At 66.0% G+C, this 26,273-nt stretch carries 24 protein-coding genes; 14 read left to right on the top strand and 10 right to left on the bottom strand.

Going from position 1 to position 26,273, the window contains the following annotated elements; translation table 11 throughout:
• Positions 1-11 precede the first annotated feature (11 nt).
• From KSS94_RS18450 to KSS94_RS18440, 3 genes are all read left to right on the top strand, one after another.
• Entirely contained in the window at positions 12-308 is a 297-nt protein-coding gene (locus KSS94_RS18450; protein ID WP_217839518.1) for a hypothetical protein, read from the top strand.
• Positions 309-340: 32 nt separating this feature from the next.
• Entirely contained in the window at positions 341-787 is a 447-nt protein-coding gene (locus KSS94_RS18445; RefSeq protein ID WP_217839517.1) for a hypothetical protein, read from the top strand.
• Between the two features lie 104 nt (positions 788-891).
• The gene (locus KSS94_RS18440) at positions 892-1,158 is read left to right on the top strand and encodes a hypothetical protein (RefSeq protein WP_217839516.1); all 267 of its coding nucleotides are present in this window, start codon (positions 892-894) and stop codon (positions 1,156-1,158) included.
• A gap of 12 nt (positions 1,159-1,170) precedes the next feature.
• Here the strand turns inward: KSS94_RS18440 and dsbG are convergent, their stop codons facing one another.
• From dsbG to dsbD, 3 genes are read right to left on the bottom strand one after another with little or no spacing between them, the layout of a single operon-like run.
• Positions 1,171-1,929 carry a thiol:disulfide interchange protein DsbG gene (dsbG, locus tag KSS94_RS18435; RefSeq protein ID WP_217839515.1) on the bottom strand — a complete coding sequence of 253 codons (759 nt, stop codon included), beginning with the start codon at positions 1,927-1,929 and terminating at the stop codon, positions 1,171-1,173.
• A 1-nt stretch (position 1,930) separates the two neighbouring features.
• A complete protein-coding gene (locus KSS94_RS18430) occupies positions 1,931-2,761 on the bottom strand; it encodes a TlpA disulfide reductase family protein (protein WP_217839514.1) in 831 nt (276 codons plus the stop codon).
• Complete coding sequence (dsbD, locus tag KSS94_RS18425) at positions 2,761-4,473, bottom strand: protein-disulfide reductase DsbD (protein ID WP_217839513.1); 1,713 nt, start codon at positions 4,471-4,473, stop codon at positions 2,761-2,763. The genes KSS94_RS18430 and dsbD overlap by 1 nt, the downstream gene beginning before the upstream one ends.
• A 226-nt stretch (positions 4,474-4,699) precedes the next feature.
• On the opposite strand from dsbD, the gene KSS94_RS18420 reads away from it, so the two are divergent.
• The 3 genes from KSS94_RS18420 (at position 4,700) to KSS94_RS18410 (ending at position 8,354) form a co-directional block, all read left to right on the top strand.
• Positions 4,700-5,383, top strand: coding sequence for a response regulator (locus KSS94_RS18420; RefSeq protein WP_217839512.1), 684 nt, complete (start codon positions 4,700-4,702; stop codon positions 5,381-5,383).
• Positions 5,380-6,702, top strand: coding sequence for an ATP-binding protein (locus KSS94_RS18415; RefSeq protein ID WP_217839511.1), 1,323 nt, complete (start codon positions 5,380-5,382; stop codon positions 6,700-6,702). Before KSS94_RS18420 ends, KSS94_RS18415 begins: the two co-directional genes overlap by 4 nt.
• Before the next feature lie 257 nt (positions 6,703-6,959).
• On the top strand, positions 6,960-8,354 hold the full coding sequence (locus KSS94_RS18410; RefSeq protein WP_217839510.1) for an aspartate aminotransferase family protein: 1,395 nt from the start codon (positions 6,960-6,962) through the stop codon (positions 8,352-8,354).
• Between the two features lie 140 nt (positions 8,355-8,494).
• On the opposite strand, the gene KSS94_RS18405 is transcribed toward KSS94_RS18410, so the two are convergent.
• Entirely contained in the window at positions 8,495-9,427 is a 933-nt protein-coding gene (locus KSS94_RS18405) for a siderophore-interacting protein (protein WP_217839509.1), read from the bottom strand.
• Between the two features lie 148 nt (positions 9,428-9,575).
• On the opposite strand from KSS94_RS18405, the gene pvdP reads away from it, so the two are divergent.
• On the top strand, positions 9,576-11,198 hold the full coding sequence (gene pvdP / locus KSS94_RS18400; RefSeq protein WP_217839508.1) for a pyoverdine maturation tyrosinase PvdP: 1,623 nt from the start codon (positions 9,576-9,578) through the stop codon (positions 11,196-11,198).
• A 156-nt stretch (positions 11,199-11,354) separates the two neighbouring features.
• Here pvdP and KSS94_RS18395 read toward each other — a convergent pair whose 3' ends face one another.
• Genes KSS94_RS18395 through KSS94_RS18385 form a run of 3 tightly spaced genes read right to left on the bottom strand, consistent with a single transcriptional unit; the run spans position 11,355 to position 15,906 of the window.
• Positions 11,355-12,758, bottom strand: coding sequence for an efflux transporter outer membrane subunit (locus KSS94_RS18395; RefSeq protein WP_217839507.1), 1,404 nt, complete (start codon positions 12,756-12,758; stop codon positions 11,355-11,357).
• A 3-nt stretch (positions 12,759-12,761) separates the two neighbouring features.
• Positions 12,762-14,726 carry a MacB family efflux pump subunit gene (locus tag KSS94_RS18390; protein ID WP_217839506.1) on the bottom strand — a complete coding sequence of 655 codons (1,965 nt, stop codon included), beginning with the start codon at positions 14,724-14,726 and terminating at the stop codon, positions 12,762-12,764.
• Between the two features lies 1 nt (position 14,727).
• Positions 14,728-15,906, bottom strand: a complete 1,179-nt coding sequence (locus KSS94_RS18385; RefSeq protein WP_217839505.1) for an efflux RND transporter periplasmic adaptor subunit — start codon at positions 15,904-15,906, stop codon at positions 14,728-14,730.
• Between the two features lie 212 nt (positions 15,907-16,118).
• Here KSS94_RS18385 and KSS94_RS18380 point away from each other — a divergent pair, with 212 nt between their 5' ends.
• From KSS94_RS18380 to KSS94_RS18365, 4 genes are all read left to right on the top strand, one after another.
• Positions 16,119-16,595 (top strand): sigma-70 family RNA polymerase sigma factor, encoded by a 477-nt coding sequence (locus tag KSS94_RS18380; RefSeq protein WP_217839504.1) that lies wholly within the window; start codon positions 16,119-16,121, stop codon positions 16,593-16,595.
• A 144-nt stretch (positions 16,596-16,739) separates the two neighbouring features.
• Positions 16,740-17,225: a histidine kinase gene (locus tag KSS94_RS18375; protein WP_217839503.1), complete on the top strand. Its 486-nt coding sequence runs from the start codon at positions 16,740-16,742 to the stop codon at positions 17,223-17,225.
• 60 nt (positions 17,226-17,285) lie between these two features.
• Complete coding sequence (locus KSS94_RS18370; RefSeq protein ID WP_217839502.1) at positions 17,286-18,611, top strand: MFS transporter; 1,326 nt, start codon at positions 17,286-17,288, stop codon at positions 18,609-18,611.
• Positions 18,612-18,745: 134 nt separating this feature from the next.
• The gene (locus tag KSS94_RS18365) at positions 18,746-19,147 is read left to right on the top strand and encodes a type II toxin-antitoxin system MqsA family antitoxin (RefSeq protein WP_217839501.1); all 402 of its coding nucleotides are present in this window, start codon (positions 18,746-18,748) and stop codon (positions 19,145-19,147) included.
• A 60-nt stretch (positions 19,148-19,207) separates the two neighbouring features.
• Here KSS94_RS18365 and KSS94_RS18360 read toward each other — a convergent pair whose 3' ends face one another.
• Complete coding sequence (locus KSS94_RS18360; protein WP_217839500.1) at positions 19,208-20,890, bottom strand: electron transfer flavoprotein-ubiquinone oxidoreductase; 1,683 nt, start codon at positions 20,888-20,890, stop codon at positions 19,208-19,210.
• A 540-nt stretch (positions 20,891-21,430) separates the two neighbouring features.
• On the opposite strand from KSS94_RS18360, the gene KSS94_RS18355 reads away from it, so the two are divergent.
• The 3 genes from KSS94_RS18355 to KSS94_RS18345 all read left to right on the top strand — a co-directional run bounded on the left by KSS94_RS18355 (position 21,431) and on the right by KSS94_RS18345 (position 24,000).
• Positions 21,431-22,180 carry an electron transfer flavoprotein subunit beta/FixA family protein gene (locus KSS94_RS18355; protein ID WP_217839499.1) on the top strand — a complete coding sequence of 250 codons (750 nt, stop codon included), beginning with the start codon at positions 21,431-21,433 and terminating at the stop codon, positions 22,178-22,180.
• Complete coding sequence (locus KSS94_RS18350) at positions 22,181-23,110, top strand: electron transfer flavoprotein subunit alpha/FixB family protein (RefSeq protein WP_217839498.1); 930 nt, start codon at positions 22,181-22,183, stop codon at positions 23,108-23,110.
• A gap of 80 nt (positions 23,111-23,190) precedes the next feature.
• Complete coding sequence (locus KSS94_RS18345; protein ID WP_217839497.1) at positions 23,191-24,000, top strand: substrate-binding periplasmic protein; 810 nt, start codon at positions 23,191-23,193, stop codon at positions 23,998-24,000.
• A gap of 33 nt (positions 24,001-24,033) precedes the next feature.
• On the opposite strand, the gene KSS94_RS18340 is transcribed toward KSS94_RS18345, so the two are convergent.
• The gene (locus KSS94_RS18340; RefSeq protein ID WP_217839496.1) at positions 24,034-25,359 is read right to left on the bottom strand and encodes an NAD(P)/FAD-dependent oxidoreductase; all 1,326 of its coding nucleotides are present in this window, start codon (positions 25,357-25,359) and stop codon (positions 24,034-24,036) included.
• Between the two features lie 17 nt (positions 25,360-25,376).
• Positions 25,377-26,270 carry a dihydrodipicolinate synthase family protein gene (locus KSS94_RS18335; RefSeq protein WP_217839495.1) on the bottom strand — a complete coding sequence of 298 codons (894 nt, stop codon included), beginning with the start codon at positions 26,268-26,270 and terminating at the stop codon, positions 25,377-25,379.
• Between the last annotated feature and the right edge of the window lie 3 nt (positions 26,271-26,273).

Below are 26,273 nucleotides of genomic sequence, written 5' to 3'. Positions count from 1 at the left end.
AGAACAGGGTGATGGCAAGTTTGATCAGGCTCGATAAAAAATACACCCCGTTCTTGTTCAAGGCGATCGAGGCGGTGCGTGCAAGTGATCTGGTCCGCTCGGGCAGGTATGACGTGGAGAATTTCAACATCGCCTTCGAAGATGTACTGCACGAGCGCGACGGGGTGCAGTACTACACCGTCAGTTTCTATGCCGAGGAGGTCACAGCGCAGAACTGGATGACGGCAACCGCCGCTGAGGTGGGTGGGGTGCATGTGGACATCGATGCCGGCACCCGGCAAGTCATCCGTGTGTATGGGGATCGATGAGCGGGCCGTCAGATACCGGGCAGAATGAAGACGTGCTCATCGTGGGCCGAGATTCGTTGAGCGAAAGATTGCTGATCAGCAAGGCGCGACGCTATGCCTCGACGTTGGAGGGCGTTGATGTCTATCAGGTCGTCTTGCTCGACGATGAAACGCTGGCATGGCAGCGCCTGGCTCTGACGCGTATGCGCTCATTTGAAGATGTGGGCCTGCAGGCGCGCCTGGCGCATCCCGTGGCGCCTGCTGCGTTGCACCGCGCAATCATTGCGCTAACCGGGCTGACAGGGGCGTTTTCTGGTTGGGTGGTGTACGAAGGCGTGGTGGGCGTAGCGCTGCAAGGCCGTGATTTCGACTGGTTTCTGCAGCGTTACCTGACCAGTCACTTGAGTTGCGATCTGTCACTCGCTTTCGAGTCGCCAGATACCGTCTTGTGTGTGAATGACAATGAGTACGATGTGACGTTGCACTACCTCTGGCGCTAATGATGGCTTATTAATGGGTGACATCTGAAGGGCAGGCGGCTCAAGGCGCACGGTGGTGAATATCGATGTTTCAGGATGAAGTGTTACAGCGCCTTGGTGCGGCCATGGAGCAGGGCAAGGCCCGGGGCTACGACGAGTTCATCGTGCTGGATGGCGTGCCCTGCTTCCGGCAGTTTGCCCTCAAGTTGAAGCCGCAGGGCTACCTGGCCTACGTCTTCACGGTGGCGCAAGCGCAGATGGATGTGATTGAAGATTGCGATACAGCCGAGCAGAGCCTTTACGCCGCGTTCGCCGACGCCGTGGCGTTTTTGCACGCCAACGGCGCCGACCTTTCAAGGTTCAGGGCATTCAAGGGTAATTGCCCTATCTGACCCTCGTGCCGATTAACGCTTGCCGAGAATTTTCCCCAGCATCTCCGGCCGTGGCGCACCTTGCTGGCTCTGCAACTGCCCCTGTTCATCCTGGTAGAAGATCGCCGGTGTGGCGGCCAGCCCCAGCTCCTCCATCAGCGCCATGTTGGTATCGAGCTTCTTCTGCACCGCCTCTGGCACCTTGTCCAGCGCCTTGAGGGTGCTGGCCTTGCCGGCCTTCTCGTGCTCTTGCAGGGCTTTGGCCGGGTCCTTGGCGGCCAGCAACGCGGCCGACTTGCCGGGGCTGTCCTCGCGGATGATGCCGACCATGATATGGCGCAGCTGCACCTTGCCCGACTCCACCCACGGCCGGGCCTGCTGCCAGAACATGTTGCAGTACGGGCAGTTGGGGTCGCTGAACAGGTAGACGATGCGCGGCGCGTCGGGCTTGCCGTCGGCGATCCAGGCGGTGTTTTCCATCTTCGCCCAGATGGCCTTGCTCATGGGGGCGTACACCAGCTTTTGCAGCGGTTCTGCGCTGAGGTCCTGGCCTTGCTCGTCGAACAGGCTACCCACCAGCACGTGCTTGCCGTCGGGGGTGAGGTACAGGGCGATGCCGTTGTTCTGGTACTCGGCGGCGTAGCCGCGCAGGCCGTTGGGGGCATCGAAGCTGCCCTTGATCACTGCGCCCTTGGCCTGGAGTTGCTGGATGGCCTTGGGCAGGTCCTCGGCGTGCAGCAGCGGGCTGGCGAGCAGGGTAAAAGTGAGGGGCAGCAGGGCGGTCAGGCGCATGTCAGTTTCCTTGTGGCGCGGGGGCGTCGCTGGGGTCGAAGGGTTCCAGGGCGTGGCGCAGGCTGGCCCGCGACAGCTCGCCCAGGTGGCTGCCGACCAGGCGCCCGTCGGCGTTGTAGAACAGCGTGGTGGGCAGGGCCATGGAGCCGACCTTGCGGGCCAGTTCGCCACTGCCGTCGAACAGCACGTGGGACAGCATCAGGCCGGTGGTTGCCATGAAGGTGCTGACGTTCTCCGGGGTTTCGCCCTGGTTGACGAACAGGAACGTCACATGCGGGTAGTCGTGCTGGGCCTGTTGCAGCACCGGCATTTCGCGTCGGCACGGCGGGCACCAGGTGGCCCAGATGTTGATGACCAGCGGCTTGCCGCGGTAGTCGTGCAGGGCCACGGCCTGGCCGCGGCTGTCGCGCAGGCTCAGTTGCGGCAGTTCCGTGCCCTTGCTGTACAGGTGGCTGGAAAAGCTGCCCAGTACCCAGAACAGCGCGCCGCTGAACAGCGCCCAGCCCAGCGGACGGCGCAGGCCGGGGCGGCGCCAGCCTTGCCAGAGGGTGCCGAGCACCACGCCGAACAGGCCGCCCCAGAGCAGGAAACCGCCATCGCGGATGTCGATGACCTGCAACAGGTCGTCGCGGTACATCGGCCAGTAGGCCAGCACGAAACCCAGGCGGGCGAACAGCAGGCCGAGCAGGAACAGGTTGAACAGTGCCGACTCGGGGTTTTCACCGCCACGCTTGGCCACGCGCCAGCCCACCAGGCTGGCGATGCCCAGCGCTGCGAGCAGCAGCAGGTGGTTCAGGGCCATGGTCAAGGGCCCGAGGGTGACGGTCAGCATCAGCCTTGGCTCCTGGTCTGCGCCCAGTGCTGCAGGAAGGCTGCGGCATCGACCTCGCCAGTGATGCGCCGGGCGCGGCGTTCGTCGCCTTCGGGGCCGACCCACACCAGGCTGGGCGGGCCGGGGACCTGGTAGCGTTGCAGCAGCTCGCGGCTGGCCGGGGTGTCGGCGGTCACGTCCAGGCGCAGCAGGTGCACGCCTTCAAGGCTTGCCTGCACGTCGGGGCGGGCGAATACCTGTTTTTCCATGACCTTGCACGACACGCACCAGTCGGCGTAGTAGTCCACCAGTACCCACTGACCGCGGGCCTTGGCCGCGTCCAGTTCACGTTGCAGGGCGGCGGGGGTGCTGACGGTGGTGAAGGCGTCGTGGCTGGCAGCGGGGGCGCTGCCACCGGTCTTGGTGGTGAAGGGTTGCAGCGGTTGCCACAGGTCGTTGCCACCTGCAGCAGCGCCCACCAGCAGCAGGCCGCCCCACAGCGCACCGAGCAGTGGTACCGCACGCAGGGCCGGCAGGCGTTGCAGGGCCGGCCAGGCGGCCCAGCCCAGAGCGATCAGCCAGGCGCCGGCCAGGGCCAGCAGCAGCGGGGCGGGCAGCAGGTTGCGCAAGGTGTACAGGGCCATGGCCAGGAACACGAAGCCGAACACGCCCTTGACCAGGTTCATCCAGGCGCCGGGGCGCGGCAGGTAACGGTTGCCCAGGGTGACCAGCAACAGCAGCGGCACGCCCATGCCCAGCCCCAGGCTGAACAGCACCAGCGCGCCTTGCAGCACATCGCCGCTCTGCGCGATGAACAGCAGCGCACCGGCCAGCGGCGCGGTCATGCACGGGCCCATCAGCAGCCCCGACAGCGCGCCAAGCAATGCCGCGCCATACAGGTTGCCGCCACGGGCGCCGCGCCCGGCCTGGTCGAGGCGGTCGCGCAGGGCGCCGGGCAGTTGCAGTTCGAAGGCGCCGAACATCGGCAGGGCCAGCAGCACGAACAGCGCCGCCAGGCTGCCCAGTAACCAGGGTTGTTGCAGCCAGGCCTGCAGGCTGGCGCCCAGCAGCGCGGCGACCACCCCCAGGGCGGCGTACACCAGGGCCATGCTCAGCACGTACACCCCGGCCAGCACCCAGCCACGCCGGGCGCTGGCGCCGTTGCCCAGCACCAGCCCGGCAAGGATCGGCAGCATCGGCAGCGAGCAGGGGGTGAAGGCCAGCAGCAGGCCCAGGCCGAAGAACGCCAGCAGGCTCCAGGCGAGGCTTGCGTGTTGCAGGTTGCTGGCCAGGGCCTGGTCGCCGGCCAGCGTTGCGTCTGCCGCTTGCGCGCCGCCAAGGGCAATGGCGGTGGTTTGCGGCGGGTAGCACAGGCCGGCATCGGCGCAGCCCTGCCAGCCCAGGCGCAGCTCGCCGGAGGCGTTGGCCGGTATCAGCAGTTCGAGCTGCTGGCGGTAGACGGCGCTGTCGCCGAAGAATTCGTCGTGGTGGTTCTCGGCCTGCGGCAGTTGCGGGTGCTGCTCAGGGGGCAGGCCGTCGAATTTCAGGCGCTTCTGGTAGAGGTAGTAGCCGTCCTTGATCTGGAAGTACAGGCGCATCTGGCCGTCCGGGAGGCGGTCGTGGCTCAGTACGAACGCGTCATTGACCGGCAAAAAGTCCGGTTTGACGGCAAAAGGGTTGGCCTGGAGCGGGCCGGCGAGCAGGAATGTCAGCAGGAGGAGGAAAACACGCATGTCGACGCCTTGGCAGAACTTGGAATGAGGGCATGCTGGCCGGGGGGTATTAACTCAAGGTTAACCGGCCTGCCTGAATGGCTTGATCTTATCTCAAGGCATGCGCCTGGAGGTGTTTGGGCCTGCCTCAAGACAATGCCCGGCGCACCCGAAAACGGTACATAATCCCCCCTTAATGCCCACCCTGTGCAATGCCCGCTTCCCCCCCCCCCCGGAGACCCACCCCATGCACGTTCTGCTCTGCGAGGATGACGACCTGATCGCCAGCGGCATCTGCGCCGGCCTTTCGGCCCAGGGCCTGACCGTGGACCGGGTGGCCAGCGCCTCGCAGGCCCGGCAGATGCTCCAGGCCGCGCAGTTCGACGTGATGATTCTCGACCTTGGGCTGCCCGACGAAGACGGCCTGAAACTGCTGCGCCGCCTGCGCCAGCAAGGCGAGACCCTGCCGGTGCTGGTGCTCACCGCCCGCGATGCGGTCACCGATCGGGTCGACGGCTTGCAGGCCGGCGCCGACGACTACCTGCTCAAGCCCTTCGACCTGCGCGAGCTGGCCGCGCGCCTGCACACCCTGTTGCGCCGGGTGGCCGGGCGTGCGGTGAACCTCATCGAGCATGGTCCGCTGGTCTACGACCCCAGCAGCTGCGCCGCCACCCTGGCCGGCCAGCCGGTGGACCTGTCGCGGCGCGAGCAGGCGTTGTTGCAGGCCTTGCTGCAGAACCCCGGCCGGGTGCTGTCCAGCGAGCAGCTCAAGGACTGCGTGTACGGTTTTAGCGACGAGGTCGAGAGCAACGCCCTGAACGTGCATATCCACCACCTGCGGCGCAAGCTCGGTAACGGTATTGTCGAGACCGTGCGCGGCCTGGGCTATCGCCTGGGGCCGGCGCAGGCGCCGGGGGAGGCGGCCTCATGAGCCTGCGGGTACGCCTGTCGCTGATCCTCGGCAGCGTCTTCATCGTCATCTGGGTGCTGGCCGCGGCCTGGATGCTGCGCGACCTGCGTCAGCAGATGATGTTTTCCCTCGATCAGCGCCTGGTGGCGTCGGCGCGCATGGTCGCCGGGCTGGTCGACCAGTTGCCGCAACCGCTGGCGGCCAAGGGCGAGGATGCGCACTTCTCTGCCGACCAGCTCAGCGTGCCGGACGGCATGGCTTGCCAGGTCAGCTCGCTGCGTGGCGAAATCCTTGCCAGCAACCACAAGCACGACGGCGCCATGGACGACCAGCGCAGCGGCTTCCGTGACCAGACCATCGACGGCGCGTCGTGGCGCACCTTCACCTACAACCACGGCGATGTGCGCATCACCACCGCCGACCGCCACATGGAGCGCGAGGCGCTGAACCAGTCGATTCTGCTGGCCGCCTCGGCGCCGGTGCTGATGGCGCTGCTCGGTAGCCTGGGGTTGTTGTGGATCGGCCTGGGCAAGGGCCTGGCGCCACTCAACCGCATGCGTGACGCTTTGCGCCGCCGGCGTGCCGACAGCGTCGAGCCGTTGCAGGTGGGCAACCTGCCAAGCGAGCTGCAGCCGTTGCTCGATACGCAAAACCAGCTGTTCCTGCGCATCGCCCAGACCATCGAGCGCGAGCGGCGCCTGACCGATGACGCCGCCCACGAGTTGCGCAGCCCGCTGACCGCGATCAAGACCCACCTGCAGGTGGCGCGCATGACTGACGGTGCGGTGCGCGAGCAGGCTTTGGAACATGCCGAGCAGGGCACCGACCGCATGCACCGCACCCTGGAGCAGTTGCTGATGCTGGCGCGGGTGGAGGGCAGCCTGTCGTTCGACGACGGGGTGCAGTGCAGCGCCGAGCAGGTGGCGTTGCAGGCCATCCAGGATGCCGGTGGCGGTGACAACCGGCGCATTTTGCTGCACCTGCCGGATGAGGCGGCGCGGGTTTACCTGGGCATGCCGGCGCCATTGGCGGTGGCGGCGCTGCGCAACCTGCTGGACAACGCCCTGCGCCACGGCGGCGATGCGGCGGTGGAGCTGGATGTACAGGCGCTCGATGGCCAGGTGGACTTCGTGGTGCGTGACCATGGCCCGGGCATCCGCCAGGAAGACCTGGCGCACCTCACCGAACGTTTCTGGCGCAACAGCCAGAGCGGTGGCTGCGGCCTGGGCCTGGCCATCGTCCAGGCGATTGTCCAGCGCTGCGCCGGCAGCCTGCGTTTTGACAGCCAGGCCGATGGTTTGCGGGTGTGCCTGCAGGTACCGGCACGCACTGTTGGCTGAAGCTTCGGCCTGCGCTACCCCTGTAGGAGCCGGCTTGCCGACGATAGGGCCCGCCCAGGCGGTGCATCATTCTGGCTACCGGCCTCATCGCCGGCAAGCCGGCTCCTACAGGGGTAGCGCAGGCATGGCTGAACAAATCCCGCAGCAAGCGCTAAATCCGCACCCCGCCCAAGCGTTTTCCAAGCGATAAGCTCCCGACACACATCCGGTTACAGGACGCGTGGCGGGCACATCCGCTTGCTTGCGAGGGTTTCTCCATGTCCACCGCGTCCAGCCTTGCCCGGGCCCTGCCGGCCAACGAGCCCCAGGCCCTGTACGAATTCGCCGACTCGCCGCTGCTGCTGCGCCAGCAGCAACAGGAGTCCAACGCCCGCAGCTACCCGCGGCGCATCCCGCTGGCGCTCAAGCGCGCCCGGGGCATCCATGTGGAAGATGTCGAAGGCCGTCAGTTCATCGACTGCCTGGCCGGCGCCGGCACCCTGGCCCTGGGGCATAACCACCCGGTGGTGGTCGAGGCCATCCAGCGCGTGCTGGCCGACGAGCTGCCGCTGCACACCTTGGACCTGACCACCCCGGTCAAGGACCAGTTCGTCCAGGACCTGTTCGCCCTGCTGCCTGAAGCGCTGCGTCGCGAGGCGAAGATCCAGTTCTGCGGCCCCACCGGCACCGACGCGGTAGAGGCGGCGCTCAAGCTGGTGCGCACCGCCACCGGGCGCAGCACCGTGCTGGCGTTCCAGGGCGGTTACCACGGCATGACTCAGGGTGCCCTGAGCCTGATGGGCAGCCTGGGCCCGAAGAAGCCGCTGGGCGCGCTGCTGAGCAGCGGCGTGCAGTTTTTGCCATATCCCTATGACTACCGTTGCCCGTTCGGCCTCGGTGGCGAGGCTGGCGTGCGTGCCAACCTGCATTACCTGGAAAACCTGCTGAACGACCCCGAGGCCGGGGTGGCGCTGCCGGCGGCGGTGATCGTCGAGGTGGTGCAGGGCGAGGGCGGTGTAATTCCGGCTGACATCGAGTGGCTGCGCGGCCTGCGCCGCATCACCGAACAGGCCGGCGTGGCGCTGATTGTCGACGAGATCCAGAGCGGCTTTGCCCGTACCGGCAAGATGTTCGCCTTCGAGCACGCCGGCATCGTGCCGGACGTTGTGACCCTGTCCAAGGCCATTGGCGGCAGCCTGCCGCTGGCGGTGACGGTGTACCGTGACTGGCTCGACCAGTGGGCGCCGGGCGCCCACGCCGGCACCTTCCGTGGCAACCAGATGGCCATGGCGGCGGGCTCGGCGGTGATGCAGTACCTGGTGGAGCACCGCCTGTGCGAACACGCCGAGGCCATGGGCCAGCGCTTGCGCGGGCACCTGCAGACGCTGCAGCGCGATTACCCGCAGCTGGGTGACATACGCGGGCGCGGGCTCATGCTAGGCGTGGAACTGGTGGACCCGGCGGGCGAAGTGGATGCCCTGGGGCACCCACTGGCCCACCGTAGCCTGGCGCCGAAGGTGCAGCGCGAATGCCTGCGCCGTGGCCTGATCCTCGAACTGGGTGGCCGGCATGGTGCAGTGGTGCGCTTCCTGCCGCCGCTGATCATCAGCGCCGAGCAGGTCGACGAAGTGGCCGGGCGCTTTGCCGAGGCACTGCGGGCGGCGTTGGCCTGAGGTATTTGGGGCCGCTTTGCGGCCCATCGCGGCACAAGGCCGCTCCTACAGGTAGGGCGCAAGGTTCAGGCTTTGCGCGATCCTGTGGGAGCGGCCTTGTGCCGCGATGGGCTGCAAAGCAGCCCCACTGTTTCAAACAGTCAATCAAAGGTACGCCCGGCACGCCAATACCCCATCAGGGTCAAGCTCTCCCGCGCCAACCCGCGCTCCTTGATCAGGTAACGGCGAATATCCATCACCGTGCCCGACTCCCCGGCAATCCAGGCATAGAAGTCGCCTTTCGCATCACTGGCCAGCTCCCAAAGAATGCGCTGGTCGATATCGATATCCTCCAACTCCACGGCCTTTGCCACCTGCACCCCAGGCAGGTTGGCCAGCTCGTGCACGGCATGGTGCATGCCTTGCCCGTGTTCGCAGCGCAGCAGGTCGCGGGGCAGCCAGTGCAGGCGGGTGGCGGGGCTGTGGCGCAGGGGCAGGCAGTCGCTCTCCAGCGGCACTTCGATGAACGCTTGCACCTCGCGCTGCGGCGCGTGGTCGGCCAGTTGTTCGAGAATGCCGGCGATTGCCGGCAGGGCGGTCTCGTCGCCCACCAGCAAGATGCGCTGGGCGCTGTGTGGCGGCTTCCACTCGTAGCCACCGGGGTCGCGGTGGTAGGCCAGGTTGGGCGCGACCATCTGCAGGCGGTTACCCACCTGCGCCGTGGTAGCCCAGGCCGAGGCCGGGCCGTTCACCCCGTGCACGACGAAGTCGACGTCCACCTCCAGCGCTTCGCGGCGCAGGGCGCGGATGGTGTAGGTGCGCATCGGCGGTGTGTGCTGTGGCGCCAAGTCGCGGCGCGCCTGCTGCCATTCGCCGTCCTTGGGCAGGTTGGGTGGCGCGCCGGCAGGGGTGGGGAAGAACAGCTTGATGCGCTGGTCGGGCGCCAGGGTGGTCATTTGAGCCACGTCGGCACCGGTAAACACGTAGCGGCACAGCGAAGGGCTCAGGCGCTCGATGGCCTTGAGCTCGATGTCGAAGATGCTGTAGGCGGTGGCCTTGCTTGGGCGGATCAGGCGTGAAAGCAGGGAGGTCATGGGCTTGCCTCTGGCAGCGGGGGATACTCAACAAACGAGTGCCTGGCCTGCTGAATTAGCTGGGCCGGGCGCGCCGTTAAATTTCCCCGCCCAGCGTACGTCCTAGCTTGGATAGAAGCCGCAGCAAGCACAGACGAATCGAGGCGCAATGACCATTTCCCGAAGAGGTTTCATCGCAGGCCTGGCAGTGGCGGGCGCTGCCGGCACGGCGGCCTATTACGCGCATAAAGAGCTGACCCACGACCCCGAGGACGACGTCGTCACGCCTGGCGAGGCCAGCGTGGAGCTGGCCGATTACAGCGGTCAGGTACTGGCGGATCTGCTGCGCGGGGTGTGGGATATCCGTTTCGAAGGTGCCGACGGTGGCCTCGATGGCTTGCCCGTCCACGGCGTCGAGATGTTCCTGGACGTTGCCACCAAGGGCCGTGGGCTGCGTGGCTTCGTCGACACCGGTGCAGGTCTGCGCGCAGAGGCGCAGCCTGCCTACCGCGTGCTGGGCGATCTGGTCGGAGCCGGCACCGGCGAGGTGCGTTGGCGCCTGGTGGGCCGTGAGGGTGGCGTTGACTACGAGTGTGTGGCCAGCCTGGACGAGGTGTGGGGCGAATTTGCCAACGCCGGCAGCGGCACCTTGAGCGTGCGCGTGCAGCGGCTGGACCGGCCGCTGACATGGGTGCAGCAGGACAGCCGCCTGGTTGCGGTCAAGCGTCTGTTCCCCGAGGCCCGCGAGCGCTTGCCCTATACGTCGGCGATGCTGGCCTGGGTGATCGGTGCCGAGCACCGCTTGTTCCACCAGCTGTGGCACGCTACCCGTGACCAGTGGCACAAGCTGTCGACGGGTAAGCAGGATGCCTTGCGTGGCCTGGGCTGGCAGCCCGGCCCGCGCGATCTGGAACGCGATGCCCGCGGCCCGCGCAAGCACCGCAATGGCTCGGGGATCGATTTCCTGTTCATGCACCGGCACATGCTGATGCACGCGCGCACCCTGCAGGATTTGCCGTCCTGGCAGCGCTTCCCACTGCCACAACCGGCAGTGGAGGCCGACCGCGCAGGCTTTGCCCGCTACTACGACAACCACGATGGCTACCGCGTGCCGCCCCCCTGGCAGGCCCCTGGTGACCAGGCCTACGGGCAGTGGGTGGGGGCGATCAAGGCCGGCGAGACTTTCTGCAGCAATTTCCAGGTGTGGGAATCGCAGTACCAGGACCCGCTGTACCTGTCGAAGCTGTCGTTGGGGGCGCTGGGGTCGGAGCTGGAGATGAACCTGCACGACTGGCTGCACATGTGCTGGGCGACCGTACCGCGCGACCCCAGCAACGGCGCACCGGTGCCGTTCGCCCGTGACCAGTCGGACTTCGCTGCGCGTTGGTTCGAGCGCGAAAACGACTTTCTTGGCGACCCGTTCTCGTCCCACGTCAACCCGGTGTTCTGGGCCTTCCATGGCTGGATCGACGACCGTATCGATGACTGGTTCCGCGCCCAGGAACGTTACCACCCAGGGCAGGTCACGCGCCTTGAGGTCAACGGCGTGCCCTGGTTCGCCCCGGGGCGCTGGGTGGAGGTGGACGACCCCTGGCTGGGGCCGGACACCCATGGTTGCAGCACCCAGCCAGGCATGCGCCCGGGCAAGTCTGTGGAGATGGATGTGGAGGTGATGAAGCTGGCCTTGCGCATCACCTTTGGCGAGGAGGGCAAGATCGATGGGTTTTTGCGCAAGGTGCCGCAGCGGCCATGGTATGCGCGGCATTTGTCGATGAAGAATATTGTTTCTTGAGCGGGGATTGGGTGAGGGCTGCAAGGTGTTCGACGCAAGCCTTGCAGTGCCTGTGAAACCGAGCGCCGCCCGCGCGGCGCTCGATCTTGAGAGGGCGCTGCAATATTTTCGCCGAACCCCCTGTTGGCCCTGACCCTCCCTCGAAAGGGATATCCCCTATATCCCCTGCGCCTCCCACCCCCCACCCAATGCCTTGTACAACGCCACGCTGCCCTGCAAGCGGGCCAGGCGCAGCTGCGCCTGTTCGTCCTCGGCCAGGTACAGCGTGCGCTGGGTTTCAAGCACGCTGAGCAGGGTCTCGGCGCCGGCGCGGTAGCGCTGCTGGGCAAGGTCGAAGGCGATGCGTGCCTGGGCCACTTCCTCATCCTGCCACTGGCGCTGGCGCTCCACGCCGTCGATGGCGTTCAGGGCTTTCTCCACATCACCGAAACCATTGACGATGCTGGCGCGGTAGTTCTCCAGCAGCTCCTGCTGTTCGGCTGTGGCCAGATCGCGCTCGGCACGCAGGCGGCCGTTGTTGAAGATCGGCGCGGTCAGGCCGGCGGTGAGGGTGTAGTAGGGGCTGTCGAGCAGATTGGCGAAGGTCCGTGCGCCGCTGCCCAGGCTCGCGCCCAGTACCAGGCGTGGCAGCAATGCGGCGCGGGCCACCTGCACGTTGGCGCTGGCTGCGGCCAGGCGCGCTTCGGCGGCTGCGATGTCCGGGCGTCGGCTCAGCAGCTCGCTGGGCACACCGCTGCCAATGCCGGGCCAGCGCAGGGCGTGGATGTTCTGGGTGCTGGCTGGCAGCTGCTGTACCGGGTCGCCCAGCAGCGTGGCCAGGGTCACGCGGTTGTCCTGGCGGCGCTGCTCCAGCAACGGCAGCTGGCGCTGTTGGGCGGCCACCAGGCTGCGCTGTTGGGCCAGCTCCAGGCGGGTTGCCGAGCCCGAGCGTTCGCGGGCCTCGACCACCCCGAGCACATCGCGGGCGTTTTCCAGGTTGAGCCGGGCGATACGCAGCTGTTCATCCAGGGCCAGGCCCTGCAGGTAGCTGTCGGCCACCGCGCCGAGCAGGGTCAGCTCGACGGTCTGACGGTCGAAGCGGCTGGCGTCGAGGCTGCGCAGGGCGCTGTCGCGGGCGGCGCGCAGGCCACCCCAGAAGTCGATTTCGTAGCTGGCGCTGAGCTGCAGGCCAAACGAGGTGCTGGTGCGTTCGCTGCTGCTGGCGTCGAGCTGGTCGTTGCCTTCGCCGCGCAGCAGGTGCTGGCGGCTGCTGTCCAGGCCCAGTTGCAGTTCGGGCAGCAACGGGGCACCGGCGATGATCGCGCTGGCCTGGGCCTGGCGCACCCGCGCGGCAGCGGCGGCCAGGTCGTGGCTGTTGCGCCGCGCGCGCTCGATCAGTTGGTCCAGTTCAGGGCTGGCGAACGCTTGCCACCATTGCCCGTCTGGCTGTGCTTGCAAGGCCTGGGCGGGCCCTTGCCAGGCGGGGGGCGGGGTGATTGCGCTGGCCGGCGGCGGCGGGCTGCTGCAGGCGGCCAGGCACAGGCTCAGGGTCAACAGGCTGATACGGCTGGGGATTGGCATGGACTATTCGCTGGTAAGGGCTTTGACCGGGTCGAGACGGGCGGCCTTGCGTGCCGGCATGAAGCCGAATAGCACGCCGGTGATGACCGCGCAGGCGAAGGCGCCGACGATGGCCGGCAGGGCGAAGGCCACGGCGATGCCGGCCAGCAAAAGGCCGGCGCCTATCGCCAGGGCCAGCACGATGCCGGTGACGCCGCCAACCATCGACAGCATCACCGCCTCGGTGAGGAACTGGCGCAGGATGTCGCGCTGGCGGGCGCCGGTAGCCATGCGGATGCCGATTTCGCGGGTACGTTCGCGCACAGTCATGAGCATGATGTTCATTACCCCGATGCCGCCCACCAGCAGCGAGATCGCGGCAATCGCCCCAAGCATCAGCGACAGGCTGTTCTGGGTGCGCGCCTCGGCCTGTATCAATGCGGCGTCGTTGGTCAGCTCGAAGTCGTGCTTGCCCTGGTGGCGCTGGCGCAGCAAGCGGTCGATGGCCTGTTCGGTTTCGCCCACGCGGCTGGAATCCTGTGCGGCAATGGCGACGTATTCGGGGTCGCGGCTGCCGAACAGGCGGATGGCAGCGGCGGAGTAGGGCACGGCGATGCGCTCGTCGGCGTTTTCGCTGCCGGAGCTGGCGCCCTTGCCGAGCAGGATGCCGATCACCTGGAACGGCACGTTGCCGATCAGCAGGTATTGGCCGATCGGGTTGCTGCCTTCGCCGAACATCTTGTCGCGGACCTTCTGCCCGATCACCGCCACTGCCGCGCCGCTGGCTTCGTCGGCTTCGGTATAGAAGCTGCCTTCGACCACCGGCCAGTTGAAGATTTCGGGGAACCAGGTGTTGTTGCCGCCCACATAGAACTGCTGGCTGTTGTTGCCCTGGCGCACCATCAGTTTGTCGCCGATCACTGGCATGGCGTGGGTGACCTGGGGTAGTTCGCCGATGGCGGCGACATCGTCCAGGGTGACGATGCCGGCGGGCTCGCGTTCAGTGGCGTGCTTGCCGTTGAGGTAGAGAATGTTGGAACCGAAGGCGGCCATCTGCGCCATGACCTGGCGTTTGCTGCCTTCGCCCACCGCCAGCATGACCACCACCGAAGCTACGCCGATGACGATGCCAAGCAGCGTCAGTGCGGTGCGAAAGCGGTTGATCCACATCACCCGCCAGGCCGCCTGCAGGGCTTCGACCAGTTCGCCCTTCCAGGCGCCTTTAAGGGTGGCGCCGCGGTCCAGGCGCTGGCGCAGATCAATGGCCTGCAACTGCTCGCGCGGCGCCTGGGCAGGCTGCCCGGCGGCCGAGTCGCTGACCATCTGCCCGTCGCGGATCTCGATCACCCGCTGCGCACGGGCCGCCACTTCACGGTCATGGGTGATGAGGATGATCACATGCCCTTGGCTTGCCAGCTCGTCGAGCAGGGCCATCACCTCGGTGCCGCTATGGCTGTCCAGGGCGCCGGTAGGTTCGTCGGCGAGGATGATATGGCCGCCGTTCATCAGGGCGCGGGCAATCGACACGCGCTGTTGCTGGCCGCCAGACAACTGGTGCGGGCGGTTGCCGGTACGGCTGGCCAGGCCCAGGCGTTCGAGCAGGGCGCGGGCGCGGGCGTGGCGTTCGGCAGGGGGAATGCCGGCGTAGATGGCCGGCATCTCGACGTTTTCCTGGGCGGAGCCCGAGGGGATCAGGTGGTAGCCCTGGAACACAAAGCCAAAGGCCTCGCGGCGCAGCCAGGCCAGCTCGTCGCTGCCCAGCTCGGCCACATCACGGCCGGCGAAGCGGTAACTGCCGCAGGTGGGGCGGTCGAGGCAGCCGAGGATGTTCATCAGGGTCGACTTGCCCGAGCCCGAAGCGCCGACGATGGCGACGAATTCACCGGGGTGGATGCTCAGGCTGATACCGCGCAGCACCTCGACTGTGGGCGAGTCGATGCCGCCGTAGACCTTGCGGATGTCGCACAGCTCGATCAAAGGAGTGCTCATGTCAGCTCCCGCTGGCGGCTGGTGCACCGATCACCAGGCGCTCGCCCTCGCGCAGGCCGTCGAGTACCTGCACGCGCAGGCGGTCGCTCAGGCCCGTGCGCACCTGGCGCGCCTCGACCTTGCCATCGCTGTTGAGCACCTGGGCCAGGCGCAAGCCCTCTTCGGCGGTGTCGCCCAGCGCCGCCAGCGGCACGCTGAGTACCTGGCTGGCAAGGCCGGAAACGAAGAACACCTGGGTGGTCATCTCGGCCATCAGCGCGCCGTCGGGGTTGTCGACGTCCAGCAGCACGGTGTACTGCACCACCTTGCTGCCGGTGGTCCCGGCGCTGGCGCTGGCCGGGCTGCCGCCACCCTGGCTGGCTTGCTCCAGGGGCTTGGGCGGTATCGGCAGGATCTGCCGCACGGTGCTGGCCCAGCGGCGCTTGCCGCCGGACAGGGTGGTGAAGTAGGCGCTCATACCGGGTTTGACCTTGCCGATGTCGGCCTCCGACACCTGGGCCCACACGGTCATTGGCGACAGCCGCGCGATACGCAGGATCAGCGGCGTTTGCTGCTGGGCGTTGAGGGTCTGGCCTTCGCGGGCGTCTACCGCCACTACCGTGCCGCTCATGGGGGCGTAGATGCGTGTGTAACCGAGTTCGGCTTCGGCGCTGCGCAGGCTGGCCTGGGCCTCAAGAATCTGCGCCTGGTACATCTGGATGCGCGCCTGGGTCACCTTCAGCTGTGATTCGGCGGTTTGCAGGTCTTCCTGGCGGGTGGCGCCGCTGGCGGCCAGGTCACGCTGGCGCTTGAGCTGTTGTTGGGCGAGCTGATGCTGGGCGCGTTGCTCTGCCAGCTGCGCCTTGAGGTTTTCGATGGAGTAGCGGCCGGCGTCCAGGGCGGCCTGTTGCGTGGACGGGTCGATCTCCACCAGCAACTGGCCTTGCTTCACCGGGTCACCGGCCTCCACGTGCAGCTTGCGGATTTGCCCGGAAGCCTGGGCGCCGACATCCACGTAGCGCCGGGGCTGCAAGGTGCCCAGAGCGGTGACGCTGCTTTCGATGTTGCTGCGGGTTACCGGCACGGTGCTGACCGGAGCGCCGCCCAGCGGCAGGGTTTTCCAGGCTAGCAGGCTGCCCAGGCCCAGCAGGCCAAGGGCGGCCATCAGCAGGCGGCGACGGGTGTCGGGTGTGCGAGTCATGCGGGCTTCCAACCGGGGTTGATCGAGCGAGGCGGTGGTGGATTGCACTCGGGGTCCCAGTTAAACGAAAGCGCCGCGTGCCGATTTACCGCAGCGGGTGCTTCTGCTCCATGTTGCTGAGAATCATTATAATTTGTAAGATCGCACCTTGATATCAGCCTACCCGCTGCCTGTGCCTACAGCGCTTGCGCAGGGAGACGCCAGGTGCCGTCGTGGAACATTACTATCGCGAATTGGTGAGTTTTCTCTGTGCCCGCCTGGGTAATCGGCAGGTTGCCGAAGACGTCGCCCATGATGCCTACCTGCGGGTGCTGGAGCGCAGCGAGGGTGAGCGCATCGAACACCCGCGGGCGTTTCTTTACCGCACCGCGCTGAACCTGGTGGTCGATCGCCATCGGCGTCACCAGGTGCGCCGGGCCGAGCCGCTGGAAGTACTCGACAGCGATGAGCGCTGGCACAGCCCGGCGCCGTCCCAGCGCATGCAGTTGGACCAGCGTCTGGCGCTGATGCAGCAGGCCCTGGACGAGCTGAGCGCGGCCTGCCGCGAGTGTTTCCTGCTGCGCAAGCTCGATGGCCTGTCGCATCAGCAGATCGCCGAGCGGCTGGGTATCTCCCGCAGCCTGGTGGAAAAGCACATCGTCAATGCCATGAAGCACTGTCGCCAGCGTATGCGGCAGTGGGAAGGTTGAAAATTTCCCATGCTGGCAACTTGATTTCCCGCAGTTTCACGACAACGCTCTAGAAAGACCGCCCGGGCAGCCAGCCTGCGGCTTGCCGGTGCCGGCGCAGTCCTGGTCATGGAACCCTCACACCTGACTGCCCGGGTTCGGACGATGGCCAACAAATCCCTGCGTATCCTCATCGCTGACGAGCATCCTGAACAGCGCCTGCAACTGGAACGGCTGCTCAATGGCCTGGGCTACTACCGCATCGCCCCGGTGGAAAGCTTCGACGAGCTGCAGCGCCTGGTGCACAGTGCCCTGCAACCCTTTCACCTACTGCTGGGCAATATCGAGCTGGCCAGCCACGCCGGCGTCGACCTGGCGCGGTTCTGCCGGGTCAGTTCGCAGATCCAGCATGCCTTGCTGTACCACTCCAAACAGATACGCGTGCCGACAGTGCCGCCGGGCGAGCGCCAGGCGGTGAGCGTGAGCCTGCCGCGTGCACCCGATAACGACGCATTGCAGGCGTTCATGGCGATCATCGACATGCCGCTGGTGGTGGGGCAGGTGCCGCTGCCCGAGGCGTTTGCCGCAGGTGCGGGGCGTTACCCCCGGCGCATGAACTTCGGCCACACAGTGTTCAGCCGTAGCTCCTGAGCGGCCTGCAGGGCTGGCATTTGCTATCCTCTTGGCCTTTTGCCGACCTGCGGAACTGCCATGACTGCCATCGATACCGCCCGCGCGCCCCGTTTCAGCCGCGGCGACCACCGGACCCTGGGCCTCGCGGCGCTGGGTGGCGCCCTGGAGATCTACGACTTCATCATCTTCGTGTTCTTCGCCCTGACCCTGAGCCAGTTGTTCTTCCCGCCCGAAATGCCCGAGTGGCTGCGCCTGCTGCAGAGCTTTGGCATCTTCGTCACCGGTTACCTGGCAAGGCCCTTGGGCGGCATTCTCATGGCGCATTTTGCCGATCATCTTGGGCGCAAGCGGGTGTTCAGCCTGAGCATCCTGATGATGGCGCTGCCTTGCCTGCTGATCGGGGTGATGCCGACCTACGCCGACATCGGCTATGCCGCGCCCTTGATTCTGCTGGCCCTGCGCATTCTGCAGGGGGCGGCGGTGGGGGGCGAGGTGCCGAGTGCCTGGACCTTCGTCGCCGAACACGCGCCTGTGGGGCGGCGTGGTTACGCCCTGGGCTTCCTGCAGGCCGGGCTGACCTTCGGCTACCTGCTGGGCGCGCTCACCGCCACGGCGCTGGCGCAGTTGTACAGCCCGCAGGAGATCCTCGACTACGCCTGGCGCTACCCGTTCCTGCTCGGTGGGGTGTTTGGCGTGATTGGTGTGTGGCTGCGCCGCTGGTTGAGCGAGACGCCGGTTTTCCTGGCCCTGCGCGAGCGCCGGGAGCCGCCGGTGAGCTTCCCGCTGCGCAGCGTGCTGAATGAGCACCGTCGGGCGTTGATCCCGGCGGCGCTGCTGACCTGCGTGCTCACTTCGGCAGTGGTGGTGCTGGTGGTGATCACCCCCACGGTGATGCAGCAGCGCTTCGGTATGATCGCCGGCCACACCTTCGCTCTGAGCAGCGTGGGGATCGTCTTTTTGAATATCGGCTGCGTGCTGGCCGGGCTCTTGGTGGACCGTATCGGCGCCTGGCGCGCGCTGATGCTCTACAGCCTGTTGCTGCCGCTGGGTATCGGCGCGCTGTATGCCAGCCTGGTGGGGCAGTGGGGCGCGACCTGGCTGGCCTACGCCCTGGCCGGGCTGTCGTGCGGGGTGGTGGGGGTGGTGCCTTCGGTGATGGTCGGGTTGTTCCCGGCGCAGATCCGCGTGTCGGGCATCTCGTTCACCTATAACGTGGCCTATGCCCTGTGGGCCAGCACCACGCCGCTGGCGCTGATCGCGCTGATGCCGTGGAGCCCGTGGGTGTGTGTCGGCTTTTGTCTGATCATGGGCACGGTGGGGCTGCTGACGGCGCTGTACTTCGGGCGTCGCGAGCCGCTGGCCTTTGCCGCAGAGCCGGCGCCGATCATGTGTGGTGACAAATGAGGGGCTAGTGCCGGGCCTCGGGCGGGGCAGACTTCCGGGTGATTGGAATAACCAATTGGCCAAAAATAACCTGGAAGGTTAATTTCTCATGGAAAAGAGAACGCCCCATTGCCCGCCCTTCAAGGAGCTTTGAAATGAAATGTCCACTTTGTGGTGGGGCTGAGTTGGTCGCCGAAGCGCAGGACATGCCGTATCGATACAAGGGGCAAACGCTGTTGATTGCGGATATCCGGGGCGATTACTGCCCGGCATGCGGCGAGGGAATATTGAATATGGAGGAGTCAGGGCGTATCAGCGACCTGATGCTGGCCTTTAACAAGCGAGTCAATGCGCAGGCTGTCGACCCAGGCTTCATCGCCACCATCCGACGTAAGTTCGACCTCGACCAGCGCGAAGCCGGCGAGATCTTCGGCGGTGGCGTCAACGCCTTCTCCCGCTACGAAAACGGCAAGACCCGCCCGCCGGTGGCGCTGATCAAGCTGTTCAAGCTGCTCGACCGCCACCCCGAGCTGTTCGAGGAAGTACGCCGCGCCTGATACGAAAAAGCCCCCGGGCCGCAAGGCCTGGGGGCTTTTTTTGGCGCAAGGGCAGGGGCCTTACATGTTCGGGTAAGTCGGCCCGCCGGCACCTTCCGGGGTGACCCAGGTGATGTTCTGGGCCGGGTCCTTGATGTCGCAGGTCTTGCAGTGCACGCAGTTCTGCGCGTTGATCTGGAAGCGCTTGCTGCCGTCTTCCTGAGCCACCACCTCGTACACGCCGGCCGGGCAGTAGCGCTGCGCCGGTTCGTCGTACAGCGGCAGGTTGCTGGCGATCGGGATGTTCGGGTCGGCCAGTTTCAGGTGGCAGGGTTGTTCCTCTTCATGGTTGGTGCTGGAGAGGAATACCGAGCTGAGCTTGTCGAAGCTGAGCTTGCCGTCGGGTTTCGGGTAGTCGATCTTCTTCGAGTCGGCCGCAAGCTTGAGGCAGGCGTAGTCCGGCTTGGTGTCGTGCAGGGTGAATGGCAGCTTGCCGGCGAACCAGTTCTGGTCGATGTAGTTGAACGCGCCACCGAACAGCGGGCCGAACTTGTGCAGCGCCGGGCCGAAGTTGCGGCTGGCGAACAGCTCTTCATGCAGCCAGCTGGCCTTGAACGCGGTGACGTAGCCATTGAGCAGGTCGCCGCCTTCGCTGCCGGCAATCAGTGCGTCGGCCACCGCTTCGGCGGCGAGCATGCCGGACTTCATTGCGGTGTGGCTGCCCTTGATCTTGGAGAAGTTCAGGGTGCCCAGGTCGCAGCCGATCAGCGCGCCGCCGTTGAACACCATCTTGGGCAGCGAGTTCAGGCCGCCCTTGCAGATGGCGCGGGCGCCGTAGCTGATGCGCTTGCCGCCTTCGAGGTACTGGCTCATCACCGGGTGGTGCTTGAGGCGCTGGAACTCGTCGAATGGCGACAGGTAAGGGTTGGCGTACGACAGGTCGACGATCAGGCCGACCACCACCTGGTTGTTTTCCAGGTGATAAAGGAACGAGCCGCCGGTGTTGTCGGCGCTGACCACGTCCAGCGGCCAGCCGGCGGTGTGCACCACCAGGCCCTGCTCGTGCTTGGCCGGGTCGATTTCCCAGATTTCCTTGAGGCCGATGCCGTAGTGCTGCACGTCGGACTCGTTGTCCAGGTCGAAGCGCTTGATCAACTGCTTGCCGATATGACCGCGGCAGCCCTCGGCGAACAGGGTGTATTTGGCGCGCAGTTCCATGCCCGGGGTGTACAGGCCGTCTTTCGGGTTGCCTTCGCGGTCGACACCCAGGTCGCCGGTGATGATACCGCGCACCACGCCTTGCTCGTCGAACAGCGCTTCCTGGGCGGCGAAGCCCGGGTAGATTTCCACGCCCAGGTTCTCGGCCTGCTGGGCCAGCCAGCGGCACAGGTTGCCCAGGGAGATGATGTAGTTGCCCTGGTTGTGCATGGTCTTGGGCACGAACAGGTCAGGCACCTTGGTGGCGCTGCCGGCATCCTTGAGCACGTAGATGTCGTCGCGCTTCACTTCGGTGTTCAGCGGCGCGCCGAGCTCTTTCCAGTCGGGGAACAGCTCGTTCAGGGCGCGGGGCTCGAACACGGCGCCGGAGAGAATGTGGGCACCGACCTCGGAGCCTTTCTCGACCACGCAGACGCTGATCTCGCTACCGGCTTCGGCGGCCTTCTGCTTCAGGCGGCAGGCGGCCGACAGGCCCGCCGGGCCTGCGCCGACGATGACCACGTCGAATTCCATGTATTCGCGTTCCACTGGTTCTCTCCTACTCATCAAGGCTCGTGCTGTTGCTTTGTCTTTTTTGGGTGTGGGGACGGTCATGCGCGGCTGACTGGGCTGTAGCAGCGGGAATGACGGACTACACCGTTTTGTCTTGGCCGCGCATTATATCTACACCACTTGGCGGGTCCAATACAAACGTTTGTTTGAATTTGCCGGAGCCCAGTAAAATCACAGGAGCGCGGCTGGAGGCTGGCCAATTTGCCGTATTGACCCGATTGGGTGTTACGGTCAAGATACGAGCGCTTTTACGCTCGCCGTAGGCTGTCCGTCGGGCGCAGGTGCACCCCTAAAGACCAGGCGTGGAGCAGGGTTTACGGGCCGAATCAGGTTTTGTAGTGGAGTCTACACGCCACGACAGAAAATGACCCGCGGGTTTTGCCCTCGGGGTCTGAACAAGACTGATCGGTCATGTGATGGTTTTCCTTAAATCTACCTGCTGCGCTACGTTTTCAGAGGTGCCCTTGTACCCACGCGCATTCGCCGGGCAGTCCCCAGGCGATCTTCTTTTCACCGGAGAGTAACGAGGAATCCATGAAGGTTCTTGTAGCTGTCAAACGAGTGGTCGACTACAACGTCAAGGTTCGCGTCAAGGCGGACAACTCCGGCGTCGACCTTGCAAACGTCAAGATGTCCATGAACCCCTTCTGCGAAATCGCCGTGGAAGAGGCCGTACGCCTGAAAGAAAAAGGCGTTGCCACCGAGATCGTCGTGGTCTCTGTCGGCCCGACTACCGCTCAGGAGCAGCTGCGTACTGCCCTGGCCCTGGGTGCCGACCGCGCCATCCTGGTCGAAGCCGCTGACGAGCTGAACTCCCTGGCCGTGGCCAAGGCGTTGAAAGCCGTTGTCGACAAGGAGCAGCCACAGCTGGTCATCCTCGGCAAGCAGGCCATCGACAGCGACAACAACCAGACCGGCCAGATGCTGGCCGCGCTGACCGGCTACGCTCAGGGCACTTTCGCCTCCAAGGTTGAAGTGGCAGGCGACAAGCTCAACGTCACCCGCGAAATCGACGGCGGCCTGCAGACCGTTGCCCTGAACCTGCCGGCGATCGTCACCACCGACCTGCGCCTGAACGAGCCGCGCTACGCGTCGCTGCCGAACATCATGAAGGCCAAGAAGAAGCCGCTGGAAACCGTCACGCCAGATGCGCTGGGCGTAACGCTGGCCTCCACCAACAAGACCATCAAGGTTGAAGCCCCGGCTGCCCGCAGCGCTGGCATCAAGGTCAAATCGGTGGCCGAACTGGTCGAGAAGCTGAAGAACGAAGCGAAGGTAATCTAAATGACTATCCTGGTTGTCGCTGAACACGAGAACGGTGCCGTAGCCCCGGCCACCCTGAACACTGTCGCTGCTGCTGCCAAGATCGGTGGTGATATCCACGTGCTGGTTGCCGGCGCAAGCGTCGGTGGCGTTGCCGAAGCCGCCGCCAAGATTGCCGGTGTTGCCAAGGTGCTGGTCGCTGATAACGCCGCCTACGCCCACGCCCTGCCGGAAAACGTCGCGCCGCTGATCGTTGAGCTGGCAAAAGGCTACAGCCACGTGCTGGCCCCGGCCACCACCAACGGCAAGAACATCCTGCCGCGCGTTGCCGCGCTGCTGGACGTCGACCAGATCTCCGAGATTGTCTCGGTCGAAGCTGCCGACACCTTCAAGCGTCCGATCTACGCCGGTAACGCCATTGCCACCGTGCAGTCGAGCGCCTCGGTCAAGGTCATCACCGTGCGTACCACCGGTTTCGACGCCGTGGCCGCCGAAGGTGGCTCGGCTGCTGTCGAAGCTGTCGCTGCTGCGCACAATGCCGGCATCTCGGCCTTCGTCGGTGAAGAGCTGGCCAAGTCCGATCGCCCAGAGCTGACTGCTGCCAAGATCGTCGTTTCCGGCGGGCGCGGCATGGGTAACGGTGACAACTTCAAGCACCTCTACGCACTGGCCGACAAGCTCGGCGCCGCCGTCGGTGCCTCGCGCGCCGCGGTCGACGCAGGCTTCGTGCCCAACGACATGCAGGTCGGCCAGACCGGCAAGATCGTTGCGCCGCAGCTGTACATCGCCGTTGGTATTTCCGGCGCGATCCAGCACCTGGCTGGCATGAAAGACTCGAAAGTGATCGTTGCGATCAACAAGGACGAGGAGGCGCCGATCTTCCAGGTGGCCGACTACGGCCTGGTCGCTGACCTGTTCGAAGCGGTCCCAGAGCTGGAAAAGCTGGTCTGATCCGCCGGCTTCACCTATAAAGAAGCCCGGCCCCTGTCATGGGGGCCGGGCTTTTTTATGGAAGACGAGGAGTGCGGGGCATGGCGTTTGGTTGGAGTTCAAGGGTGCTGGCCGGTGCACTGGCGTTGCTGTCGGCCCCGGTGTGGGCGGTGGGCAAGTGCGAGCGCCTGGTGGTCACCGGTAGCCCGGATGCGCCGCCGTATTCCTGGCAGGACCCGCAGGACCCGACCCACCTGATCGGCGCCAACGTCGACCTGCTGCGCCAGGTGGCGGGCGAGCTGGGATTGAAGGTGGAGGTACTGCATGCCGGCAAGCGCGAGCAGGCACTGGAAGAGGTGCGCAGCGGGCGCATGGACCTGCTGCTCGATACACCGATGCAGGTCACCCAGCTGACCGCGCTGGACTACATTCACCCGCCGTTGCAGCTCAACGAATACCTGGTATGGACCCGCCACGACGCGGTGCTGGAGTTCAACGGCCCGGCGGACCTGGCCCGCTACAAGGGCAGCGTGTCGCAGAAGGCGCGCCTGACCCCGGCCTTCGAGGCGTTCGCCAAGGCCCAGCTCAAGCTGGACCCTTCGCAAAACCTGACCCAGGCGTTCCAGAAGCTGGTGCTGGGGCAGGTGGACTATGTGCTGGCCGGGCGCTACTCGGGCATGGCCCTGGCGCAGAGCCTGGGGGTTGGCGACAGCCTGATCGCCCGTGGCCTGCCGGTGGACCGGCCGGGGCTGTACCTGGCGGTTTCGCATAACTCAGCGTGCAACGACAGCTGGCTGCGCGGGCGGTTGGCCAAGAAGCTCACCGAGCTGCCGATTTCCGGGGCCTCGGAGGCGGTGCTGCAGCGTAACGTGGAGCGCTGGAAGGCGCAGATGCAGCCTGTGGTGCAATAACCGGCTGTTCTGTACCGGCCTATGCCTTGATGCTCACTCCGCCCCCGCCCGCCACTCGCGCACGCTGAGGTTGGCCTTGGCCCCGATGCTCAAAAACGGCTGCGGCGGCAGGTTCTTGGGCGCCTCATAGCCACGGAAGATCTCCACCATCGGCGAATTCAGCCCCATGGCCGCTTCCGCCGCGGCAATCCCTGCCGCCGTCGACTTCGACGCCCCCAGCCCATTGCACGCGCACGCTGCAAACAGCCCCGGTTCGATTTCGCCGAACGCCGGCACGCTGTTCAGCGTCAGCGCCATCGGCCCGCCCCAACGGTATTGCATCTTCACGTTCAAAAGGCCCGGGAAGCGTGCAGCGAACTTGATGTCGTGGATGCGCCCGGCACTGCGTACATGACCCTCGTTGATCTCAAGCCCGGCGTGGTAGCTGTAGCGCGAGCGGATCAGCAGGCGGTCGCCATCCGCGCCGCTCACTCTGCGCACCGTGGTGCCCATGGGCAGGGCCGGGGTAGCCGCCCAGTCGCGCTTGCCCGCCAGGCGCTTGGGGTCGAATGGCTCGCTCATCGAGGCGTAGGTGAACACATGCAGCAACTGGCCACGGAACAACCCGAAGCTTTGTGCATGGCCGTTGTTGGCGAGGATGATGCGCCCGGCCTGCACCGCGCCCTTGGCGGTCTTCAGCAGCCAGCTGCCGGCCTGCTTCTCGAATGACTTCACCGCGCTGTTTTCGTAGAGCGTAACCGGCGCCTGGAAGCTGTCGGCCACCGCGCGGATGTACGCCGCCGGCTGCACCATGAGCGTGCCCGGCATGTACAGGCCCGAGGTGTACAGGGCGCTGCCGGTCACCGCCTGGATGCCCTTGGCGTCGAGGATCTCGTGTGCCTCGCCCAACCCCTGCAACTGCCTGGCGTAGGTGTTGATGTGGGTGTCGCCCTTGTGGCTGATGGCCACGCTGTAGCGCCCGCAAGGGTCGAGGATCTCGCGGCCCCAGCCATATTGCCCGGCCATGTCGGTGGCCAGGGCGATGGCCGTGCGGTACAGGGTGATGTCACGCCGGGCGCGTTCGTTGGAGGTATCGCCGAAGTCCTGCGAGCTGACTTCGTGGGGCAGATCGATGACGAACCCCGAGTTGCGCCCGGTGGCGCCTTCGCCCACCACCCCGGCTTCGAGGATGGCGATGCGCAAGGTCGGGTCGAGCTGGCTCAGCCTGCGCGCTGCCGAGAGCCCGGCAAAGCCGGCGCCGATGATCGCCACGTCGGCGTTGATGTTGTCGTTGAGGGCGGGGCGCGGCTGGCGTGCCGGCAGCAGGCCGACCCAGCCTGACAGGCTGTCGTTACGCGGGAATTTCCTGGCCTTGTACATGGTTGTGCTCCAAAGGTTCAGGCCAGGCTGGCTTCGAGGGCCAGCAGCGGGGCCAGCGCGGCCTCAAGGGTGGCGGCTTTGTCGGCGCCAAGGCGCGCCAGCGGGCGGCGCGGGTTGCCGGCGCCGTAACCGGCCAGCTCGGCACCGGCATACACCGACTGCACGTAGTCGCCCTGCCAGATCAGCGACATTGCCGGCTCGATGTCGCGCCACAGGTCGCGGGCGCGGTCCCATTGCTTGTCGAGCGCGGCATTGACGAATGCCACGCAACTGCGCGGGGCCATGTTGGCGCCGCCCCAGATCAGCCCGGCGGCGCCGGCATACAGGGCGTAGGGCACCAGCGGGTCGGCGCCGTTCATGGTCGGCAGGCCGGTGCGAATCAGCGCGGCCTGGGCGGCCAGGTCGCCACTGCTGTCCTTGACCGAGACGAAGTTGGGGATCTGGCTGAGCTGTTCGAACAGCGCCGGGGTCACTTCCACACCCACGGCCTGCGGCACGTTGTAGCCGATGACCGGCAGGCCGGCGCTGGCAACCGTGGTGTAGAAGTCGATGATGCCCGCATCGTCGGTCGGGCCCTCGAAGAATGGCGGCAGCACCATCACCCCGTCGGCGCCGCAGTCGGCGGCGTGGCGGGTGCGCTCGACCACTTCATCGGCCAGCAGGGCGGAGGTCTGGGCGATGACCCGGGCGCGGCCGTTGATCACCTTGGCGCCGAAGGCCACCAGTTGCTCGGACTCGTCCTTGCTCAGGTACACGTGCATGCCGGTGCCGGAGCTCAGCACGAAGCCCTGTACGCCGGCTGCCAGGTAACGCTCAATCAACGCCTCGAAGCGGGCGAAGTCGATCTTGCCCTGGGCGTCGAACGGGGTGGTAATGGCCAGGTTGATACCGGGGAACTTGAAGTTGGACATCGC

Source organism: Pseudomonas fakonensis (assembly GCF_019139895.1).
Taxonomy (GTDB): domain Bacteria; phylum Pseudomonadota; class Gammaproteobacteria; order Pseudomonadales; family Pseudomonadaceae; genus Aquipseudomonas; species Aquipseudomonas fakonensis.
Note: the sequence above shows the minus strand (reverse complement) of the source record. Positions and strands in the feature narration are given on the sequence as shown.

Coding starts and splice junctions, on each gene's coding strand:
- KSS94_RS18450 (WP_217839518.1), top strand. CDS start 12: ATGGCAAGTTTGATCAGGCTCGATAAAAAATACACCCCGTTCTTGTTC.
- KSS94_RS18440 (WP_217839516.1), top strand. CDS start 892: ATGGAGCAGGGCAAGGCCCGGGGCTACGACGAGTTCATCGTGCTGGAT.
- dsbG (WP_217839515.1), bottom strand. CDS start 1,929: ATGCGCCTGACCGCCCTGCTGCCCCTCACTTTTACCCTGCTCGCCAGC.
- KSS94_RS18430 (WP_217839514.1), bottom strand. CDS start 2,761: ATGCTGACCGTCACCCTCGGGCCCTTGACCATGGCCCTGAACCACCTG.
- dsbD (WP_217839513.1), bottom strand. CDS start 4,473: ATGCGTGTTTTCCTCCTCCTGCTGACATTCCTGCTCGCCGGCCCGCTC.
- KSS94_RS18420 (WP_217839512.1), top strand. CDS start 4,700: ATGCACGTTCTGCTCTGCGAGGATGACGACCTGATCGCCAGCGGCATC.
- KSS94_RS18415 (WP_217839511.1), top strand. CDS start 5,380: ATGAGCCTGCGGGTACGCCTGTCGCTGATCCTCGGCAGCGTCTTCATC.
- KSS94_RS18410 (WP_217839510.1), top strand. CDS start 6,960: ATGTCCACCGCGTCCAGCCTTGCCCGGGCCCTGCCGGCCAACGAGCCC.
- KSS94_RS18405 (WP_217839509.1), bottom strand. CDS start 9,427: ATGACCTCCCTGCTTTCACGCCTGATCCGCCCAAGCAAGGCCACCGCC.
- pvdP (WP_217839508.1), top strand. CDS start 9,576: ATGACCATTTCCCGAAGAGGTTTCATCGCAGGCCTGGCAGTGGCGGGC.
- KSS94_RS18395 (WP_217839507.1), bottom strand. CDS start 12,758: ATGCCAATCCCCAGCCGTATCAGCCTGTTGACCCTGAGCCTGTGCCTG.
- KSS94_RS18390 (WP_217839506.1), bottom strand. CDS start 14,726: ATGAGCACTCCTTTGATCGAGCTGTGCGACATCCGCAAGGTCTACGGC.
- KSS94_RS18385 (WP_217839505.1), bottom strand. CDS start 15,906: ATGACTCGCACACCCGACACCCGTCGCCGCCTGCTGATGGCCGCCCTT.
- KSS94_RS18375 (WP_217839503.1), top strand. CDS start 16,740: ATGGCCAACAAATCCCTGCGTATCCTCATCGCTGACGAGCATCCTGAA.
- KSS94_RS18370 (WP_217839502.1), top strand. CDS start 17,286: ATGACTGCCATCGATACCGCCCGCGCGCCCCGTTTCAGCCGCGGCGAC.
- KSS94_RS18365 (WP_217839501.1), top strand. CDS start 18,746: ATGAAATGTCCACTTTGTGGTGGGGCTGAGTTGGTCGCCGAAGCGCAG.
- KSS94_RS18360 (WP_217839500.1), bottom strand. CDS start 20,890: ATGAGTAGGAGAGAACCAGTGGAACGCGAATACATGGAATTCGACGTG.
- KSS94_RS18355 (WP_217839499.1), top strand. CDS start 21,431: ATGAAGGTTCTTGTAGCTGTCAAACGAGTGGTCGACTACAACGTCAAG.
- KSS94_RS18350 (WP_217839498.1), top strand. CDS start 22,181: ATGACTATCCTGGTTGTCGCTGAACACGAGAACGGTGCCGTAGCCCCG.
- KSS94_RS18345 (WP_217839497.1), top strand. CDS start 23,191: ATGGCGTTTGGTTGGAGTTCAAGGGTGCTGGCCGGTGCACTGGCGTTG.
- KSS94_RS18340 (WP_217839496.1), bottom strand. CDS start 25,359: ATGTACAAGGCCAGGAAATTCCCGCGTAACGACAGCCTGTCAGGCTGG.
- KSS94_RS18335 (WP_217839495.1), bottom strand. CDS start 26,270: ATGTCCAACTTCAAGTTCCCCGGTATCAACCTGGCCATTACCACCCCG.